This is a genomic window from Belliella filtrata (assembly GCF_022549775.1).
Lineage (GTDB): Bacteria > Bacteroidota > Bacteroidia > Cytophagales > Cyclobacteriaceae > Belliella > Belliella filtrata.
Genome location: NZ_JAKZGP010000059.1, coordinates 1 through 18,308, shown reverse-complemented (window position 1 = coordinate 18,308; position 18,308 = coordinate 1). Strand labels below are relative to the sequence as shown.

General features: G+C 36.3%; 14 protein-coding genes and 2 pseudogenes. 13 read left to right on the top strand and 3 right to left on the bottom strand.

The features are described from left to right. The 13 genes and pseudogenes from MM239_RS17085 to MM239_RS17025 all read left to right on the top strand — a co-directional run bounded on the left by MM239_RS17085 (position 1) and on the right by MM239_RS17025 (position 15,603). A complete protein-coding gene (locus MM239_RS17085) occupies positions 1–1,545 on the top strand; it encodes an RNA-binding domain-containing protein (protein ID WP_241349468.1) in 1,545 nt (514 codons plus the stop codon). 67 nt (positions 1,546–1,612) lie between these two features. After that, positions 1,613–2,212, top strand: coding sequence for a hypothetical protein (locus MM239_RS17080; RefSeq protein WP_241349467.1), 600 nt, complete (start codon positions 1,613–1,615; stop codon positions 2,210–2,212). 13 nt (positions 2,213–2,225) lie between these two features. Next, positions 2,226–7,070: an Eco57I restriction-modification methylase domain-containing protein gene (locus MM239_RS17075; protein WP_241349466.1), complete on the top strand. Its 4,845-nt coding sequence runs from the start codon at positions 2,226–2,228 to the stop codon at positions 7,068–7,070. Beyond that, positions 7,067–7,468, top strand: a complete 402-nt coding sequence (locus MM239_RS17070) for a hypothetical protein (RefSeq protein ID WP_241349465.1) — start codon at positions 7,067–7,069, stop codon at positions 7,466–7,468. Before MM239_RS17075 ends, MM239_RS17070 begins: the two co-directional genes overlap by 4 nt. Position 7,469: 1 nt before the next feature. Further along, entirely contained in the window at positions 7,470–8,435 is a 966-nt protein-coding gene (locus MM239_RS17065) for a hypothetical protein (RefSeq protein WP_241349464.1), read from the top strand. 77 nt (positions 8,436–8,512) lie between these two features. Further along, a complete protein-coding gene (locus MM239_RS17060; RefSeq protein WP_241349463.1) occupies positions 8,513–9,277 on the top strand; it encodes an FRG domain-containing protein in 765 nt (254 codons plus the stop codon). Then, on the top strand, positions 9,277–10,080 hold the full coding sequence (locus MM239_RS17055) for a hypothetical protein (RefSeq protein WP_241349462.1): 804 nt from the start codon (positions 9,277–9,279) through the stop codon (positions 10,078–10,080). The genes MM239_RS17060 and MM239_RS17055 overlap by 1 nt, the downstream gene beginning before the upstream one ends. 1 nt (position 10,081) lies before the next feature. After that, positions 10,082–10,753 carry a hypothetical protein gene (locus MM239_RS17050; protein WP_241349461.1) on the top strand — a complete coding sequence of 224 codons (672 nt, stop codon included), beginning with the start codon at positions 10,082–10,084 and terminating at the stop codon, positions 10,751–10,753. Between the two features lie 60 nt (positions 10,754–10,813). Further along, the gene (gene tnpA / locus MM239_RS17045; RefSeq protein ID WP_241349460.1) at positions 10,814–11,107 is read left to right on the top strand and encodes an IS66 family insertion sequence element accessory protein TnpA; all 294 of its coding nucleotides are present in this window, start codon (positions 10,814–10,816) and stop codon (positions 11,105–11,107) included. Between the two features lie 120 nt (positions 11,108–11,227). Continuing rightward, positions 11,228–11,386, top strand: coding sequence for a transposase domain-containing protein (locus MM239_RS17040; RefSeq protein ID WP_241349459.1), 159 nt, complete (start codon positions 11,228–11,230; stop codon positions 11,384–11,386). 234 nt (positions 11,387–11,620) lie between these two features. After that, on the top strand, positions 11,621–13,660 hold the full coding sequence (locus tag MM239_RS17035) for an AAA family ATPase (RefSeq protein WP_241349458.1): 2,040 nt from the start codon (positions 11,621–11,623) through the stop codon (positions 13,658–13,660). Beyond that, positions 13,660–14,964, top strand: a pseudogene (locus tag MM239_RS17030) (5-methylcytosine restriction system specificity protein McrC). Before MM239_RS17035 ends, MM239_RS17030 begins: the two are co-directional and overlap by 1 nt. 12 nt (positions 14,965–14,976) lie before the next feature. Then, positions 14,977–15,603, top strand: a complete 627-nt coding sequence (locus MM239_RS17025) for a hypothetical protein (RefSeq protein ID WP_241349457.1) — start codon at positions 14,977–14,979, stop codon at positions 15,601–15,603. Between the two features lie 153 nt (positions 15,604–15,756). Here MM239_RS17025 and MM239_RS17020 read toward each other — a convergent pair. The 3 genes and pseudogenes from MM239_RS17020 to MM239_RS17010 form a co-directional block, all read right to left on the bottom strand. Then, positions 15,757–16,673: pseudogene (locus tag MM239_RS17020) on the bottom strand (IS1595 family transposase). Between the two features lie 117 nt (positions 16,674–16,790). Further along, the gene (locus MM239_RS17015) at positions 16,791–17,423 is read right to left on the bottom strand and encodes a hypothetical protein (RefSeq protein WP_241349456.1); all 633 of its coding nucleotides are present in this window, start codon (positions 17,421–17,423) and stop codon (positions 16,791–16,793) included. 323 nt (positions 17,424–17,746) lie between these two features. Then, positions 17,747–18,145 carry a hypothetical protein gene (locus MM239_RS17010; protein ID WP_241349455.1) on the bottom strand — a complete coding sequence of 133 codons (399 nt, stop codon included), beginning with the start codon at positions 18,143–18,145 and terminating at the stop codon, positions 17,747–17,749. Positions 18,146–18,308: the final 163 nt, after the last annotated feature.

Genomic DNA, 18,308 nt, shown 5'->3' with positions numbered 1-18,308 from the left:
ATGGCGCTCCCTATCAACATATTGGACCTGATCAAAGGTCGGGCAGTAGAATCCGAACGGATTGAGTACAAGAAGGGCTGGAATCCTGGCCCTATCTATCGCACTATCTGTGCCTTCGCTAATGATTTTGATGACATCGGAGGAGGCTATATCATTGTAGGAGTTGAAGAAGAAAATGGGAGACCTTTACTACCTCCCGTGGGACTTAACGAGGAAGAGATTGATGGCATCCAAAAGGATATGGTTAAAATGAACAACCTGATCAATCCAGCCTATCATCCCAAAATCAGTATTGAAGAAATAGAAGATAAAAAAATTCTGGTAATTTGGGTATTTGCAGGAGACAACAGGCCTTATGAAGTTCCTGACGAAATCAAAGCCAAAGAAAAGAAGTACCATTACTATATCCGTTATGGTTCCAGTTCGATCAAGGTCAACAAAAGTCAAAAGGAAGAACTGATTGCCCTTAGCGGAAAGACTCCTTTCGATGATCGGCCCAATACCATGATTAGTTTTGAGGAAATATCCTTGACTTTAGTCAGGGATTATCTCAGAAAAGTGGAAAGTAAATTATTGGATTCCATGGATTCCTTGACCAAGGAACAGCTGCTTTCCCAAATGCAGCTTTTGTATGGACCTCCTGAAAGAAGACATCCAAGGAATGTAGCCCTGATGATGTTTACCGATAATCCAGAGAAATATTTTCCCTATTCCCGGGTGGAGATTGTTCATTTTCCAAATGGTGAAGAAGCAGATGAATTCATAGAAGCGCCACATATTTTCGGGCCGGTAGATTTTATGATTAGTAAGACATTAGAATATCTGAAAATCAATGTACTTCGTCAAAAAACCACCAAAATCAAAGATCAAGCGGAAGCTGTAAAGGTTTGGAATTATCCCTATCAAGCCTTGGAAGAGGTGGTAGCCAATGCGCTTTACCATCGCGATTACCAAACAAGGGAACCTGTTGAAATCCGCATTTACCAGGATAGAATAAGGGTGATCAATTATGGAGGCCCTGATAGAAGTATAAAGTTAAGCGAGTTCAAAAAAGGAACAGTCCTGCCGAGAAGATATCGGAATAGAAGATTGGGGGATTTTCTTAAGGAGCTTGATCTCACAGAAGGGAAAGCCACTGGTATTCCTACAGTTATCAAATCCATGGAAAATAATGATTCTCCTCCTGCAGAATTTGATACGGATGAGGATAGGTCTTTTTTCCATGTTGTACTTCCTATTCACGATGCCTTTTTGGCGCCTACTAAAGTTCGGAGAAAAACAGGTTCCAGTTCGGAGAAAACATCCGATTTGCTTTTTCTCAGTTCGGAGAAAATTATCGAAGAGTTCGGAGAAAACGCATACCACCTACTTCTGATGATAAGGGAAGATGTGACTATTTCCGCATCGGATATAGCTCAAAAGATCGGGCTTTCCAGCCGAGGAGTAGAGAAAATCATTGCAAAATTGAAAGTAGCGAAGGTTTTGGACAGAATTGGTCCTGATAAAGGCGGGACGTGGAAGCTATTGGTAAACATCAAAAAGTAGGACGAAGTGATGATTTTACAGTTCGGAGAAAAATCAACTAAAGTTCGGAGAAAATAAATATTTAAAAATGGCCAAAAGACTACGAAGAGACCCCATTTATATTGCTCCAGAAATCATTGGTCATATCAATGAAAATGGAACACCTATAGTTTTTGATGAAAGAACCGGGGAAGAATTGAATCCTAATAATCCATTTGACAAAATAAAAATTTATGGACGTCAAGTAATTGGTTGGTTTCTTAAACCCGCCCAAAATATGGTTAGGTATAAAACCCAAAATAAAGGATTCATAGTTTTAATGATCTGTCTTTCCTACATAGAAGGAGTTGAAGAATATAGGACTGGACAATCAAGTAGGAATAGAAGTAATGAGTTTTTTCGAAACGGTCTTCATCGAATGTATCCAAGAAAATTCACTGATAATGATTTAGATAGATTTTACAGGGAAGCCCGTTGTGGTTTATTTCACAATGGCATGGTAAGAGGACAGATTATTATTAATTCCAGCTTTGAAGAAAGTTTATCATTTCCAGAGAGCGGAACAATAAAGGTCAGTCCTTCAAAATTTCTCAGGGATATAATAACTGATTTTGAATCCTACATCAGAACTTTAAAAGAAAATATAGCAGCCAGAGAATTGTTTGATAATAGCTTCTCAAACCTTTGAAATATAAAAGTAAATGACCTTCCCAAGCATAACCATACAAGGAAATATCATCAGCACTGAAACTTTGGATAAAATCGCCAAAGAAGAAATTGAATTTCAAAAAAGTACTGATTTCGGATTCAAAAAAGACACCAAGGTCAGGGATGAGATTGGCCTTGCTTATGCCATGATCAGGGGCTATTGGAATAGCTTCAAATTAAAGTTGTCCAGGTTGCAGGGAGATGAGTCGGGTACAACAGAAACAAGAAATCTCTGGATGATCCCCTTTCTGACGGAAACTGGATATACCGTAGAGAAAAGTAACCTCGAAAACATTCAGGGAAAAGCATACGCCATCAGCCATCGTGCAGGTAATTTGGATAGATTTCCCATACACATCGTCAGTTTTAAGCAGGATTTGGACAAAAAGGATGAATACACCCAAACAAGGATCTCTTCCCATGGACTGGTACAGGAGTACCTGAACGTAACCGATCAGCACCTCTATGCTTTGGTCACCAATGGCAAACACCTACGGCTACTGAGAGATTCTTCCCGACTGGCCAAGCTGGCTTATGTTGAATTCAACTTGGAAAAAATCTTCGAAGAAGACCTTTTTGCGGACTTTGCTGTCCTCTTCCGACTGCTGCATGCCTCACGAATGACCCAAAAGTCCGGAGAAGGTGAAGATGTTATCTTGGAGAAATACCATCAGGAATCCATACAATCCGGTAACAGAATCCGTGAGAACCTCCGAATGGAGGTAAAACGCTCCTTGGAAACTTTAGGTGTTGGATTTTTGGATTCCAAGCTAAATCCCGAATTCGTCGAGGCAGTCTATGGCCAAAAAGTAGAAGCCAAACCTTATTATGACACCCTCCTGAGAACAATCTACCGCTTGCTTTTTTTGATCGTAACGGAAGAACGGAAATTGATCTATCCCGAAGAAGAAAAGAATTCCAAGCAACGAACGATTTATTTCGAGTATTACAGCATTGAACGGTTACGCAAACTGGCCTTGAAAAGAAACTTTGTAGAAAAGGATAAGTTTGACCTTTGGGAAGGATTGAAGACTACCTTTAAACTTTATGAGTCCAATGGCTTTGGAAAACCACTCGGTATATCCCCCTTGGGAGGAGAGCTGTTCGGAGAGACTTCGCTAAGCTTCAATAACTTTTCCTTTCATGAATTGAAGCTGACCAACGAACACCTGCTCAAGGTGATTGCCAGCTTGACCCTGACACGAAACGATACGGGAACATTGTCCCGCGTCAATTACAGTGATCTGGACGTGGAAGAATTGGGGTCGGTCTATGAAGGATTATTGGAATTGCATCCTTTGTTTTATCTGGAAGGAAGCAAGCCGGGATTTGGTTTTACGGAAGGTTCGGAACGGAAACTTACAGGTTCTTACTACACCCGTCACGATCTCGTAGCACAGCTGATCAAAACTTCTTTGATCCCACTCATTGATGAACGATTAAAAGATAGAAGTACACCTGCCGAAAAAGAAAAAGCTTTATTGGACATCAAATTGTGTGATCCTGCTACTGGTTCAGGACATTTTTTATTGGGTGCTGCAAGAGTGATGGCCTACAGATTAGCCGTGATACGCTCAGGCGAAGAAAATCCCGGTGAAAAATGGATAGCACCGGCTAAAAGAGATGTAATTCAAAAATGTATCTATGGGGTCGACCTCAATCCTGCTGCGGTCGAACTCTGCCGTTTGGCACTTTGGATTGAAGGACACAACTCCGGAAAGCCACTGAGCTTTCTGGAGCACAAAATCAAAAACGGAAACGCCCTCGTGGGGGTGGACCAATTGAGTCTGCTGACCAAGGGGATTCCCGATGGAGCTTTTCAGGAAACGGTTGGGGATGATAAGGAGGTTCTAAAGGTTCAAAAAAAGGTTAATACCGAGTTTCGGAAGAAAAAGCAGTTTTCTCTCTTCATGGGTCGAACACATTTCGAGGAGGATATCCATCGCTTTGCAGAGAGCAACCGAGCCATCGATGCCATCCGTGGAGACTCACTCTCTGAAGTGGAGCAGCAAAAGAAACACTACGATGCTTCCCGTGCCAACCAAGGCTGGATGAAGACCCTCTCGTCCTGCAATCTATACACTTACGCATTTTACCAACAGTATTCAGGCGAACAGCGGGCCTTTGTCAACTCCGAGTTCCTGGCCCAATACCTCCAAAGTACTGGCAGTCTAAATACCCAATTGGAAGCCAAGGCCTTCGCCCAAAGCGTGGAATCTAAGTTTTTCCATTGGGTACTGGAATTTCCGGAAGTTACGGAAAAAGGAGGTTTCGATCTGATCTTGGCCAATCCACCATGGGAGCGGATAAAGCTTCAGGAAAAGGAATTTTTTATGGAAAAAGATTCTGAAGTAGCAAATGCAGCCAATGCAGCAGCCCGTAAAAGAGCCATTCAAAAGCTTCAGGCAAGCAACCCCAAACTCTGGCAGGACTACCTTCAAGCACTGCATGAGTCTGAATCATCCTCTAAGTTTGTTAGAGGAAGTAATCGCTTTCCCTTGGCAGGAAGAGGCGATGTCAATACTTATTCGGTATTCTCGGAGCTAATCGAGAAGTCGATCAATGACAAAGGTGCCGCTGGATTTATCGTTCCTACAGGGATCGCTACTGACGATACCAACAAATTCTATTTTGCCGATCTTATCGAAAAGGGACGCTTGTCTTCCCTGTTTGATTTTGAAAACAAGAAAGCCATTTTTGCTAATGTACATCGCAGCTATAAATTCAGCCTGATCACCTTGGAGCCGAAAAAGAAAGACAGGGAATCCACCTTTGGTTTCTTTATGCATGATGTGCTGGATATTTTGAACCGGGAGCGGGTATTTACCCTGGGGCAGCGGGACTTTCTCAATATTAACCCTAATACCAAGACCACCCCGATCTTCCGAACCCGAAAGGATGCGGAGCTCACTGCCAAGATCTACAGCCGGGTACCCGTGCTGATCAATGAAGCTAAAAGCCAAAACCCTTGGGGAATTAGTTTCAAGGCCATGTTTCACATGAGCAACGATTCCCACTTGTTCAAAACCGAGTCCGAACTTCGGGAATTGGGCTTTACCCTGATGGGAAATCGCTTCAAAAAAGGTGAGGAACTATGGCTTCCGCTGTATGAAAGCAAAATGATCTGGCACTACGACCACCGCTTCGGAACCTACGCCGGAGTCGATAGCCGTACCAGCACCCAAACACCCACTCCAACCTTAGAACAATACCAAAACCCTTATTACCTGATCAAGCCCTGGTATTGGGTGGGAATGAGTGAGGTTACCCAACAGAATAATTCAAAATTCTTAATTGGTTTTAGAGATATAACTAATACCACGAATGAAAGGACAAGTATTTTTTCTGCTATTAGTAGTGCGGGAGTTGGTAATAATATGCCCTTATTCTTTGTAAATGAGAACCCAATTTTTCATGCAATATCCTATGCCAACTTTTCGTCCTGTATATTAGATTTTTTTGTGAGGCAGAAGATTGCGGGAACCCATATGAATTTCTTTTATGTCGAACAGTTTGCCGTTATCCATCCATCACTATACTCGAAAGAAGTAATGAAATTGATTGTTCCTTTGATTTTTGAACTCACTTATACTTCTTGGGATATCAAGGCCTTTGCTGATGAGTTATGGAAAGAAGCTGATCCAGAGCTCCGAAAAGCCATTCAATCCCAATGGGAAGAGAATCAAACTGAAACGGGTGGTCATACTTGGAAACTACCGGAATGGAAGGATGCTTATCCCGAGATTACTTGGCAAAAAGAAAAAGGTTGTCCGCTTCCACCGTTTAAGTGGGATGAGGACCGCAGGGCAAGGCTTAAGGCCGAGTTGGATGCCTACTTTGCGCTGCTCTATGGCTTGGAGAGTGACGAGTTGCGCTACATCCTCGATCCACAGGATGTGTATGGAGAGGACTTCCCCGGAGAGACCTTCCGCGTCCTCAAAGAAAAAGACATACGCAAGTACGGAGAATACCGCACCCGCAGGTTGGTATTAGAAGCCTATGATCGCTTAAGACCTGATTGGGATATGGAAGTGCATTTAAAACGGCTTCAGAAGATTTGGGAAGAGTGTCAGGTGGATTTGAGTACGAAAGTAAAAATTAAAACTACCACTCAAAAGAAAACAATAACAACAAAACCACAAATTTCTTTAGATTTATTCAGTCAACCTCAAAGCGAATCTACAATGAAAGAATTTGGACTTAATGAAGGGATCTACTCAATTTCAGATGCTTCTGAAATTACAGGACTCTCAAAATCTAAGGTAAAAAAATGGATTGAAGAACTTGCCAAAGAAAAATATGAAGGAGTTTCTGGATTCGATTCGAAAGACGAAAACAAATCCAGAATTAGTTTTCATGGGTTGATTGAATTGGTTGTTATTGGCACTTTAAGAGAATATTGTAACCTTAAAGATATTTTAATTGCAAGAAGGGATTATGGTCAAAGGACTGGTAAAAAATATCCTTTTGCTAATAACAATGTAGATAATGACATAAGAGCTGCGGGAAAATCAATAGTATTTGAACTTCAAAACGGTGATATAATAACTTTAAATGGAACAGGACAGTACAACCTCGATATTATTCGGTATTTCTTTGCTGACATCAAATTTAACAAAGATGGAATTGCTGAAAAACTTATTCCTTCAAAAGGTAACGGCACAATCATCATAGACCCTAAGCTTGCAGGTGGATTACCACATGTTAATGGGACTAAGGGAGTGACTGCAAAAATAATAAAAGCATTCTATAAGGGGCCAAATTCTATGCAAATGATCTCAAAAATGTATGGTATTTCAATAGATCAAATCAATGATGCTTTAAAATATAGCGTATGAAACCTTTAAAAATTTTGATAGATCCTTGTTACCCTGATGAATTGGTTAATTCTTTAAAAGCTATCCATGATCTTCAGGAAGAAAAGAAGTTTGAAATCCATTCATGGTGCGACGGTATTGAAAATAAATTTTCACTGTCTGATTCTGTATTCTTAGCTGTTAACCACTCAAAAAAAAGCTTATCAGAAGTTATAATTAAGCAAATGGAAGAAGGGTATAGACTGTTTGTTATGAAACTTGAAAGTGACCTTGACTACTTTGAATTTGCGATGACCGTCTTTCGGCTTTGGCCATTTATAGTAGAAAAGTCTGAAATGAATAGGGAAAAGAGATTCTGCTACACTTTTAATTATGGTGGGAGAAAGTTATACCATTTGAAAAGGCTAACAAATAGTTAAAATGAAACAAATTCATCATTCATCTACCTGTCCATTAACCGAATTACCTTCGAACAAGGTTGATGCTGGTTTTATGGATTTAAATTTGGAGTACAATGGAGAAGTTACATACTGGTTCTACAGTGATCTTGATAATAAATGTCTAATTGTTTCACAAGAACTTTATAATGATCATCCGTATTGGAAAAAAAATAGAAGAGAAATAGAATACTTATTATATAATGAAATATGGCCGAAAAAAAACACTGTCGTTGATCGAAATATATTAGATGCGTTGATTACTTCTTCTAATATTCCAATTACCCCATTAGACAAAATTGATGAAATTCTTTATTATCTAAAGAAACATTCAGATTACTTAGGTGAATATTTTTTATTCAGAGAGAATTGGAATTATTCTTTCAAAATCATGAAAAAGATTGGTATAGTCAATGATCGAGAATTCACAACTCTTATTAATGAAGCATTAGGGAAAAATTGGATTATTGAAGAAGATGAAAATTCAGCTGATATAAGGATTGCACTAACCCTTGATGGATGGGAACGTGCTTCAAATATTGGGAAGATATCAGATTCAGATATTTGTTTTATAGCTATGTCCTTTGATTCTGAAATGTTCCAAGTATATAATGATTGGATTGAACCAGCCATTACAGAATCTAAGTTCATACCTTACATTGTTACTGACCAGCATCCAGACAGTGATGTCACCATTAACGATGCCATCCTTGCAGGAATCAAAAAAGCAAGATTTACAATTGCAGACTTCACACATCATAAAGCTGGGGTCTATTTCGAAGCAGGATATGCTTTAGGTAGAGGACAGAAAGTAATCTATACCTGTCGTGAAGATGAAATAGGAACTGCCCATTTTGACACTCGAAACTATCAGCATTTGGTGTGGAAAGATGGGGCGGATTTGAAGAAGAAGTTGATGGATAAGATTGAGGTTTTCATAAAATCATAGATGTATGCGGAAAATCGAAAAAGCATTTTGTCATCTTAATTTTGAAAAAGATTGGCTAAAAGGGAGACCTTTTAAAAATGAGGATATCATTAAAAAGTGATCCTATGGTGGTTCAGACTTATGATGAATTAGTGAGCAAGGTTGCAAGGATTCTACATTACAATAGAGAGTATGTTATGTATTACAGGGGGCAAAGTAAAGATTATTTGGATAGCTATTTGAAAACTATAATTTCGCCTTCAATTTTTAGAAAAAAAAAGGATGGAATACCCCGGAATCTAAAACACCAGTTTGACCTTTTGAAATCAAAATCAGTAGAATTATTAAGTCTTTTTTATGGAGGAAATATCACATTTGCTGGTACCCATTTGATCAAAAAATATCCAGAGATAGCATGGTCGTTACTGCAACACTATGAAATATGTGACACTCCTTTATTAGATCTTTCACATTCGCTGCATGTAGCTTGTTCTTTTGCTTTCGATAGAAATTCAGGAAATACGGGTATTGTTTATGTATTAGGAATGCCATGGCAAACTGATGCGATTGGATATAATTCTTTCGAAGAAATTGTAAATCTTCGATTGTTGAATGTTTGCCCTCCATCCGCAAAAAGACCATTTTTTCAGGAAGGATACCTTGCAGGCCCATTTCCTAATTATAAATTGGATGATCCTAAACGCTCTAATCAATTCGATTTTAATAGAAGGTTGATTGCAAAATTTGAAATCCCAATTGAAAAGAGTTTTTGGGGAGATGGTTTTGATAAAATTCTTCCTGAAAAGCTGTATCAAAAGGATGATAAAATATTGAATTTACTTAAGGTTCTAAAACAAAAATAATGATAGCTAATTTTTGGATTGTTAAATATAATTTTATTCCTTCTCCAGAAGTGGGATACTTTTATTTTACGGAAAAAAGAAATATCCCTCAAAAAGAAGGGGATTTCGTTTTTGTACTGGAACGTTTAATGGGTGAGTGGCATTTTACATCACTTTTTAAAATTATGGAAATCAAGAAAAATGAAGACAAAACAGAATTAGAAAGTTTGATCATCTTTACTAAAAGAGAAATTTTCGAGCCAAAACCTCTCGAAAATTTTAAATTCAGCCTTGCAAACATAAAAAATTATGTAAATCCAATAATACATTTTAGATCTTGGAAAAAGATAACCGCAGATGAAGGCAAAATGATACTTTTTAGTAATATTAATGAAATCAGATCTTTAATCGGTTTTACTTTTTATAATATGCATCAAGACCATAGAAAGTGTTTCTTGTACTTCTTGGGGATATTTGATTTTAACCAGAGTTACTATGTGTACAATACCTTTGAAGTGTTGAGTAAATTGAATGAATACATTACCCATCAGATCCTAAACCCATCTTATCAATTTTTGGAAAGTTTAAAATTATTTAAAGAAATGTTCGGTGAAGAAAATTATATCAAATTATCATTTGCAGCAAAAGATGAGAGATCTAATCCATCAATTGCATCTGATCAGGAAAAAATTATTAAGCAATACCTTCCGGAGCTTGAAAAAAACTTTGGGACCAATTTCAAATTTCGAAATGAAGAACTAATATTTAGTGAAGAATATATCAAAAAGATAAAAAAGAACCCACTGGTATTAAAAGTTAACTAAGATGGATATTAAAAAGTATAAAGAGGCTATAAAGAAAATTACTTGTTGGGATTCAAGCGGCGAAGTTTTTGGATTTATAGATATTGGAGATTTTAAAACTAATTATATCTATGAATTTTATTGTTCTATGTTTATTCTAAATGATCTTTTTAATAGACATGAGCTTGAAGTTATTCCTAATTCTAAGGAAGAGATAAAGTTTCCCAAAAGTCCTGCAAAAAAGGAAGGGTACTCTTATTTTAAAGTTATAATTAGTAGATATCCACTTCATTTTGTAGAGGTTTGGTTAGGGACTAAAATTCGGCATTCAATCTATAAAAAATATTCCCACGCTCCTGATATTTCTTTTCAAATTATGAATTCTCCAGCTATTCCCACAGAAAACGATGCTCTTATGATTATAGATGCCAAATTTTATTTAAAAGGTCTTGATATAAACACTATTGATTCTTTTTCATCCAAGGTAAAACGATTTGGTTTTCCGAAAAGTAAAAACAGTTTCGAAGAATTGAAATTTTCAGTTTTTAAATTTTTATCTAACCCAACTTTAATCACAAATTCAGATGTCCACAAAAAAAGTGAGGAATTATGCAAATCAGAGAATATTATTCAAATTGGCCATTTCGATTTGGACAAAACCTTTATAAAAATAGGAGCAATAAATAATGAATAACGGTATCCGTCCGAGGAAGCGCAAGCCCAACTGAGAATAAATTTTTCGTAAAGTTGCATCATGAAAAAGATAAGCAACAATGAGTATCGCGACCTAGTTAATAGGTGGCAGGAATCTGGGAAAAGTAAAGCCAGTTTTGCAGAGGCAGAAGGTATTTCAAGGACCACATTTTATTATTGGTGTAAGAAATTCAATTTGAAAGAATCTACTCCAATAGATCAGTCATCATTTTCTGCGATTACACCAGATCTTGATTTTCAAAGAGAGGCAGCCGTAAGAATTAATTACCCTTCGGGAGTTAGTATTGAGTTCTTCGGTAAGGTTGATGTTGAGTCGATCAAAAAGCTTGTTTAATGCTTGCTCTTTCGAATTCAACCAGGTATTTTATGTATAAAGAGCCTTCGGTTATGTAAAGCTTTACATAAGGTCGGCAGAAAAGCATTTCTTTTTGCCGGATCACATCAAGCAGCCGAAATGGCAGCGACAATGTACTCTTTCATGGCACGCTGCAAAAAGAATAAAATCAACGAGTTTGATTGGCTCAAAGATGTGTTCGAAAGAATCCAAGCTCACAAGCAAGAAGATCTTTATCAACTACTCCCTTCAAACTGGGAACAGTACCGACCTAAATAAAATTATCCCATACAAGATGGGGTTGATCGGACGGATACGAATAACGTACCTAAATTATTCGAATATGACAACCAATTCGTCAATGAACTAAACACTTAAACGTTGTGTATTAAAAAGACCAAAATAAAAAGTCTTCGGTAAAGTATGATAATTATGTTTAAGAAAAAACTCAAAGAGAAACTTAAAACAGTTTGTATTGAGTAGAGTGCAGAGTTCTTAATCGAATATATAATAATGAAAAAAAGATTTTTTGTGTGTAGTGTAGGTCAACCTGGAAAAGGTTATGATTCAGATAATTTGAAAAGGATAATTATAAACAAGGCATTTATCCTTTATGAGAACACTTCCCAAAAAGGAGTATACAATGAAATAAAACCTAATGATATTCTATTGTTAAAATATCAAAATAAATTAATAGCCTATGGCTTAGCATCTGGAAATCACCAAAAACCGCTTAGTGGGTGGAATTTATATTCGCCTTTAGAGGATTGGTTTTTTCATGACAATTTAAATACTGAAATAGGAGTGGGCTTTAAAGGTCTTCAAGGATATACTATTGGAGGTGGACAATATGGAACTGTTAAAGAAGTTTATTCTTCCTTCGGATTAGCAAAAATGGAAGAAATTGACCCTACTTCGAAATTATTGAAAAACATTAAAATAGAAATCATGAAATCCCATAAAATTAAGGTTATGGAAAATGTAATTTCATTACTGAAATACAAAAAGGAGATTATCCTTCAAGGACCTCCCGGAACAGGAAAAACTAGGTTGGCAAAAGAACTTGCAAAGGGGTTAACAGTTTCTGTCGATAAAGGAAGCCCACTTCATATAATCAATGAATTCTTCAAAAACTTTAATCCAGAAGATTCCAAGGTAAAAGCTACCAGAGAAGAGTTTGAATCCAAGCTCAAGGATTTCTATGAAAAATTCCCAAAGGTAGATCTTCATAAGATGACCTTAGAAGATTATTGTATTGGAACAGGTGCCAATGATAGTTTTTGTTGGTGGATTGAAAGAGGTCTACAAAGATTGGGTTACTACTTTCCTGGGAGCTCCAGATCATATTTGATATACTACAGCAAAACTCACGATCAATACAGTTCCCATTTTAAACATTCGCCTCACTTGTCAGAGGCTAATTCCATTGAAGAGGCAATGTCCAGACTTGCTGAAATGATAGCTCACCTGGTAAAAAGAGAAGACACCAGTAAAGTAGATCAAAATCTTGGAGTAAGCTACATTATAAAAATACTCAACAGTTACTATCCTGAAAAGTATTTCCCTATCAATGGTAAGGTGGCTTTGAACAACTTATGTAAGCTACTTAAAATTGATCGTAAAGGATTGAGTCCACTTCAAATGAATCTGAAGGTCCAAGAATTCTTCAATCAAAAGAAGGTGGAATATAAAGTTGACATGAAGAATTATGACTTCATGTTATTCCTCTTTGATGAGTTTGATCTTAAAGGTGAGATTGAAGTGCAAGAAAATACGATCATATCAAAAGGAGAAACAAAGCTTATCCAGTTTCATCCTGCCTATACCTATGAAGATTTTGTGAGAGGGATCGTGGTTGAGACAAATGATGATAATAAGCCGGAATACATGGTTGTCAATAAGGTTCTCGGAGAATTTGCTGAAAAGGCATTAAAGAACCATACTGCAAACTTTGTCCTGATCATAGATGAAATCAATAGGGCAAATCTCCCTTCCGTTTTGGGGGAATTAATTTATGCCTTGGAGTATAGATATGACAAAGATGATGTGGAAGGTACTACTGTTGAAAGTATGTATACACTAAAATCATCAGATTCAGAAGAAGAACTTGAAGGCAATAAACTTATCCTTCCTAAAAACCTCTTCATTATCGGCACTATGAACACAGCAGACCGAAGTGTAGGTCACATTGATTCTGCCATACGAAGAAGGTTTTCTTTTGTGGATGTTCTGCCTCGTAAAGAGCCCGTTCATGTCGATGCCAAGGAAAACTTTGAAATGGTTTCTTCTCTTTTTGTAAAAAATCCCCAAGAAGTCTTTGAATCAGAAGCCAACCCAGAGAGATCTGAATACCTATCCCCTGATTTTAGACCAGAAGATGTATGGATTGGGCATAGTTACTTCTTGACTGATAAAAAAGACGAGGAAGCTAAACAGGAGCTTAAAATCAAGATGAAATATGAGGTCGTTCCTTTGCTCAATGAGTATATAAAAGACGGGATTCTAATCAATGAAGAAAAGGTCAAAGAGGTCATCAACAAGATTACACTTTAATGCATAAGCTACCAGAGCACTGTATTCTTGAAATTGATTTCCCAGAATTCAAAGTCACTGAACCTTCCATTCTCTTCAGAAAAAGAAGGACTGATGGGATATGTGCTGAATTCTTTCAAACTGACCAAAAACTTAAAATTACAAGCACCTACTATGTGGGATCCGACTGGATACCTGGAAGTGGTTCAAAAGAATGGTTCTATGTTGAACCTAAACTCAACTCTAAGTATGATTATGAAACTGATGAACCTGTCAGACTCACTAAAGAGGAGTCTACTCAACTTAAAAGGATTGATGTTAGTAAAATGCTATTTGATACCCTCTCCCACCCTGGTGTTTACGAACATACCCAAGAGTTATTCGAAATTAAATTTGATCACCCCAAGATCCCTTTACCTAAACAAGACGACTTACTGTCTCCCCTATTGATTATTCGCTTTCTGACAGTAGTAAAAGAAATCGTCAGGAAAGGACTCAAGAAAAGCTATTATCAAGTAGATCGAAATCTCCATGGCAAAGTGAAAGGCAAAGTGTTGGTAGGTCAGACTGTCAAACAAAATCATGTAAAGAATAAAGATTTACATACCTACTGCAGATTTGAGGAATTTGGTGATAATGGAATAGAAAATCGTTTAATAAAAAAGACGCTGCTATTTGTACAGCGATACCTCCATACATTCCAAGGCCTAATGGGCCAGAAGTTTTTTCAGCAGACAATACATTTCATATAACCTGCATTCAGCCATATCAGCACTGATGTTGAACTCCATCAGATCAAGCAAGTCAAGTTTAATGCCTTCTACAAAGATTACAACGAGGCAGTCCGATTGGGTCAAATCATTTTGAAAAGATTTGGTTACAACATCCAAGCCATTCAAAATCTACCTACCATCGACACTCCACCCTATTGGATCGATATGATTAAGCTTTTTGAGTTGTACGTACTGGGAAAACTTAAAAAAACCTTTGGTTCTCAAGTAGATTATCAGGTTAGAACCAATGGAAATGAACTGGACTTCTTATTCAAAGACGGTGAAAACTCCAAGATCATTGATGCCAAATACAAACCCTGTTACAAGGACTATGTCAATCATCAGGATATTAGGCAGGTCAGCGGGTATTCCAGACTCATGAAGATTCGTGAAAAAGTAGGCGTCTCTTCTAAAAAGATGATGGATTGTGTGATATTATATCCTGATTTGGAGAATGGAACTGAAGAAATAACAAAGCTTACCGAAATTCCAATCAAAGAATATGAAAAGGTATTTAAGATAGGGATTACTATTCCTGTTATATCAAGTTAAAATTAAAGCATTATGGAATTTATCAATCTATCCATTGACACTAAAAACCTTGAAAACTCTTTTAAGAGAATTGCTGAAGACCTATTGAATCAGTACATGCTGATCAGTGGAAAAAAGTCCTTCAGAATCTGTGAGATTGAGTTTTACTATACAGGAATTAATCATGATGATAAATACACCCATGGTCATGAACTCCAAAAAACTTTAGGTCAATGGTACCAACATGGATCAGGTCTTGATATTACATGCGGTAATGAAGACTACTATGGAGGAATTTTAATTAGGGCCCTACAAGCGGTAGATAAGCAAGGCAAGGAACTTGATTATATTTATGGACCTTTGAAATGCTTACAAGCCTTGATGAGTGGGTTTAAAAGTATAGAAAAACATCAAGTTACCTTTGGGTTAGAAAAGTCAAATCAAGGAACATTAAGTCTTGAGAAAGTCTTATCAGCTCCAAGAGCTGGACTGAACCCTACTCGTGATCAAGAAATGTACTCAAAGCCATATAGGTTCTTTATCTATCCTAAAAAGCAGCATCACCTTAAAGGGGAAATCATAAGTAGTTTGAGGGGGCACATTGCTGATGACGAGCTGAAAGAGATGTTTGGTTGGAAGGTACTTCCTGATAAAACGTAGTGGGCTAGAGGCAGTAGAGTTTAGCTAACACTCCCGATTTATGAGCATTTAGGAATAGTGAATTGTTCTTATTCTCATTAAAAAGAAGGGGAGTTTTAGCTTAACTTTTCATTATCCTTCCCTAGAGTCTAATTCTAATAATTTCTAATATGATTATACCCTACTTTGCCAGTAAGGCTGAACTGACGCAATAACAAGTCTATCAAATAGTTTTCTCCAAAATATTTTCTGTTGAGTTTATAAACAAACTCATCTATGTAGTTTTGGATATATTTCTCGGAAATCATTTTAAATTTCCTTAAATCACCTTTGAGGTTACTAATAGCTATATGAACCCATCTAAGGTTGAATTTGCCTTCCTTGGTATTTGATACATTCGAAACATGAACATCTATAAAGTCCTCAAAATTTGAATATGTCGTACTTTCATCAGTTTGAACCACAGCAGATTTATCAATTAGATCTTTAATAAGCTTTTCAGCCGTTTTGGACTTTAAATTATCTATCTTATTCATTTTTAAGTACCTACAATTTTTAGTTAAATCTCCAGTTTTGAAATCCTCCAACACAGTTGATTCTGCCATTAATGCCACCAATGCCTTCTTTTCTGTTCCACGACCTCTTTTTGTGGTTACTTGGTTTTTGGAGCTTGCCTTTGTAATATAAGACTCATCATACTCAACCATATCTTCCAGTTTATATTCGGCATCTCGTTTACCCATCAAGGTTCTAATCTTGTGACATAGATTGAATACTGTTTGATATCTACTAAAACCCATCTGACGTTGGAGTTCCAGCGCACTAAACCCCTGCTTAGTTGCTGTAAAGAAGGTGATTGCGGTTAGCCATTCCTTAAGTGTAAGATTACTGTTTTCCATGACCGTACCACTCTTAAGGCTTGTTCTAAAACTACAGGTTTTACACTGAAACATATTCTTGGCGTAAAGCTAGTAATGATCTAATCCCTTACATTTCTTATATACCACCCTTTCTTTGAGTCTTTTTTCCTTGAAGAATTCTATGCAAGACTTTTCATCTGGAAACCTTTCATTAAACTTAAGTATATTCATGATCAGTATTTTATATTTGATCACAATTAAACCATTTCAATCCTCCTAATCAAACCATTGACACTAAGTGTCAATATTTAATTTGGCTGCTGGCAAAGTTCCGTATATTCATATTATCTACTTATTCAACTTCAAATTCAATTTCTCTAACCTCTTTTTATATTTATCACTATTGGGATAAATTTCTAAAGCTCTTTCTATTGTCCTTTTCTCTTTTTTATAATCTTTTTTCTTGCTGTATAATATCATTAATCTTTCATAGGAATGTGAGGCAGGATAACCTAATTTAATATTTTCTTCATAAACAGTAATTGCTTCATCTATATAACCTTTCTTTTCTAAATCTATACCTTTATTGTTTAATTCAGCAGTTTTCCTTAAAATCTCCATTTGCCTTGTATAATTTTTATATTCAATCATACCTTTATGGAAATCAGATTTTTTAACTATAAAATTGTTATACCCTTTTAATAGTGATTCTTGCTTTTCTCTAAAACATTCTTTTGGAAAGTGAACTAAGATTTCCAATTTGAAACTTATTGGTAAAATCATTTCATCTTCTTTAGGTTCTCTTATAACTGAATTAGGATTATTGCTTATTCTTTCCTTTTCTTCTAACTTTTCAAAAGAACAACTAATGTTAACGGTGAAAGTTTGGCCATTAATGTTTACAGAATGTGAACCTGTGACATTACCTTTATCATCTACAAAAATTCCATTTCCTAAATCTGTTAACTCATCATTATTCATACTGATTTGTTTAATTGAAGCCACTCCAAATATAAACTAAGACATCAAACAATTAAAGATAGACTTTTGAAAAATTATATTTGTATTTATGTGCAAATTAAGGGTGTCCTTAACCACTTCTAGGATTACAAAAGTAAGTCTTTTTTGATTAATAACCAAGTATTTAGTTGATTAATTTCGCTAAAGGTATTGTAGATTTAGTAGGTGTTTTAGGCTTAAATTATGGGTTTTTGGGTCTTTTGGGTTGTGAATTGGGGAAATTGGTATTTAAGGGGTGTTTCTAACTTTATTTCATACATTTTTAAGTAAACTGTTTCATTAATTCAACAATATGAATCATTTTCAAAAGAAGCATGACTAATCTCACCAGATGTAAATAGCACCATATCCTTTTGAATGAAATCAAACTTTATAATTTCATTTGTAAATTGCACTTTTAAACATTTGGTCATAAACCCTTCACTATCTGAATTAATGTCACGTACACCTACTTTTAAACCTATAGCTCCTGAAACTTTAATTCCATCTGGAGAAAACATTTCATGAATATCTCCTTCAAAGTATAATTCTTTAACAGTTCTACGTTCAAATTTGCCTAATTCAAAAACTCCCTCATTGGTATTAATTTGTTTTTCGATAGTCTTTACTTTTTTAAGTAATACTACATCTATTTTATCTAAATAGTCTTTGAATCCTTTCATTAACTCATCTTTTGTTACCATTGTATCTTTTAGTTTAAATCTACTATTAAGCCCGTACCTAGATTCAATCAATAAATGCAACACTAAAGGTTTAAGGAAAGGAACCTAGGTTCCTTTCCTTAGGCTGAAATTAATAAATTAGTGTTGTCATGAATAAATTTAAACATCTCAGCCCAGAACAAAG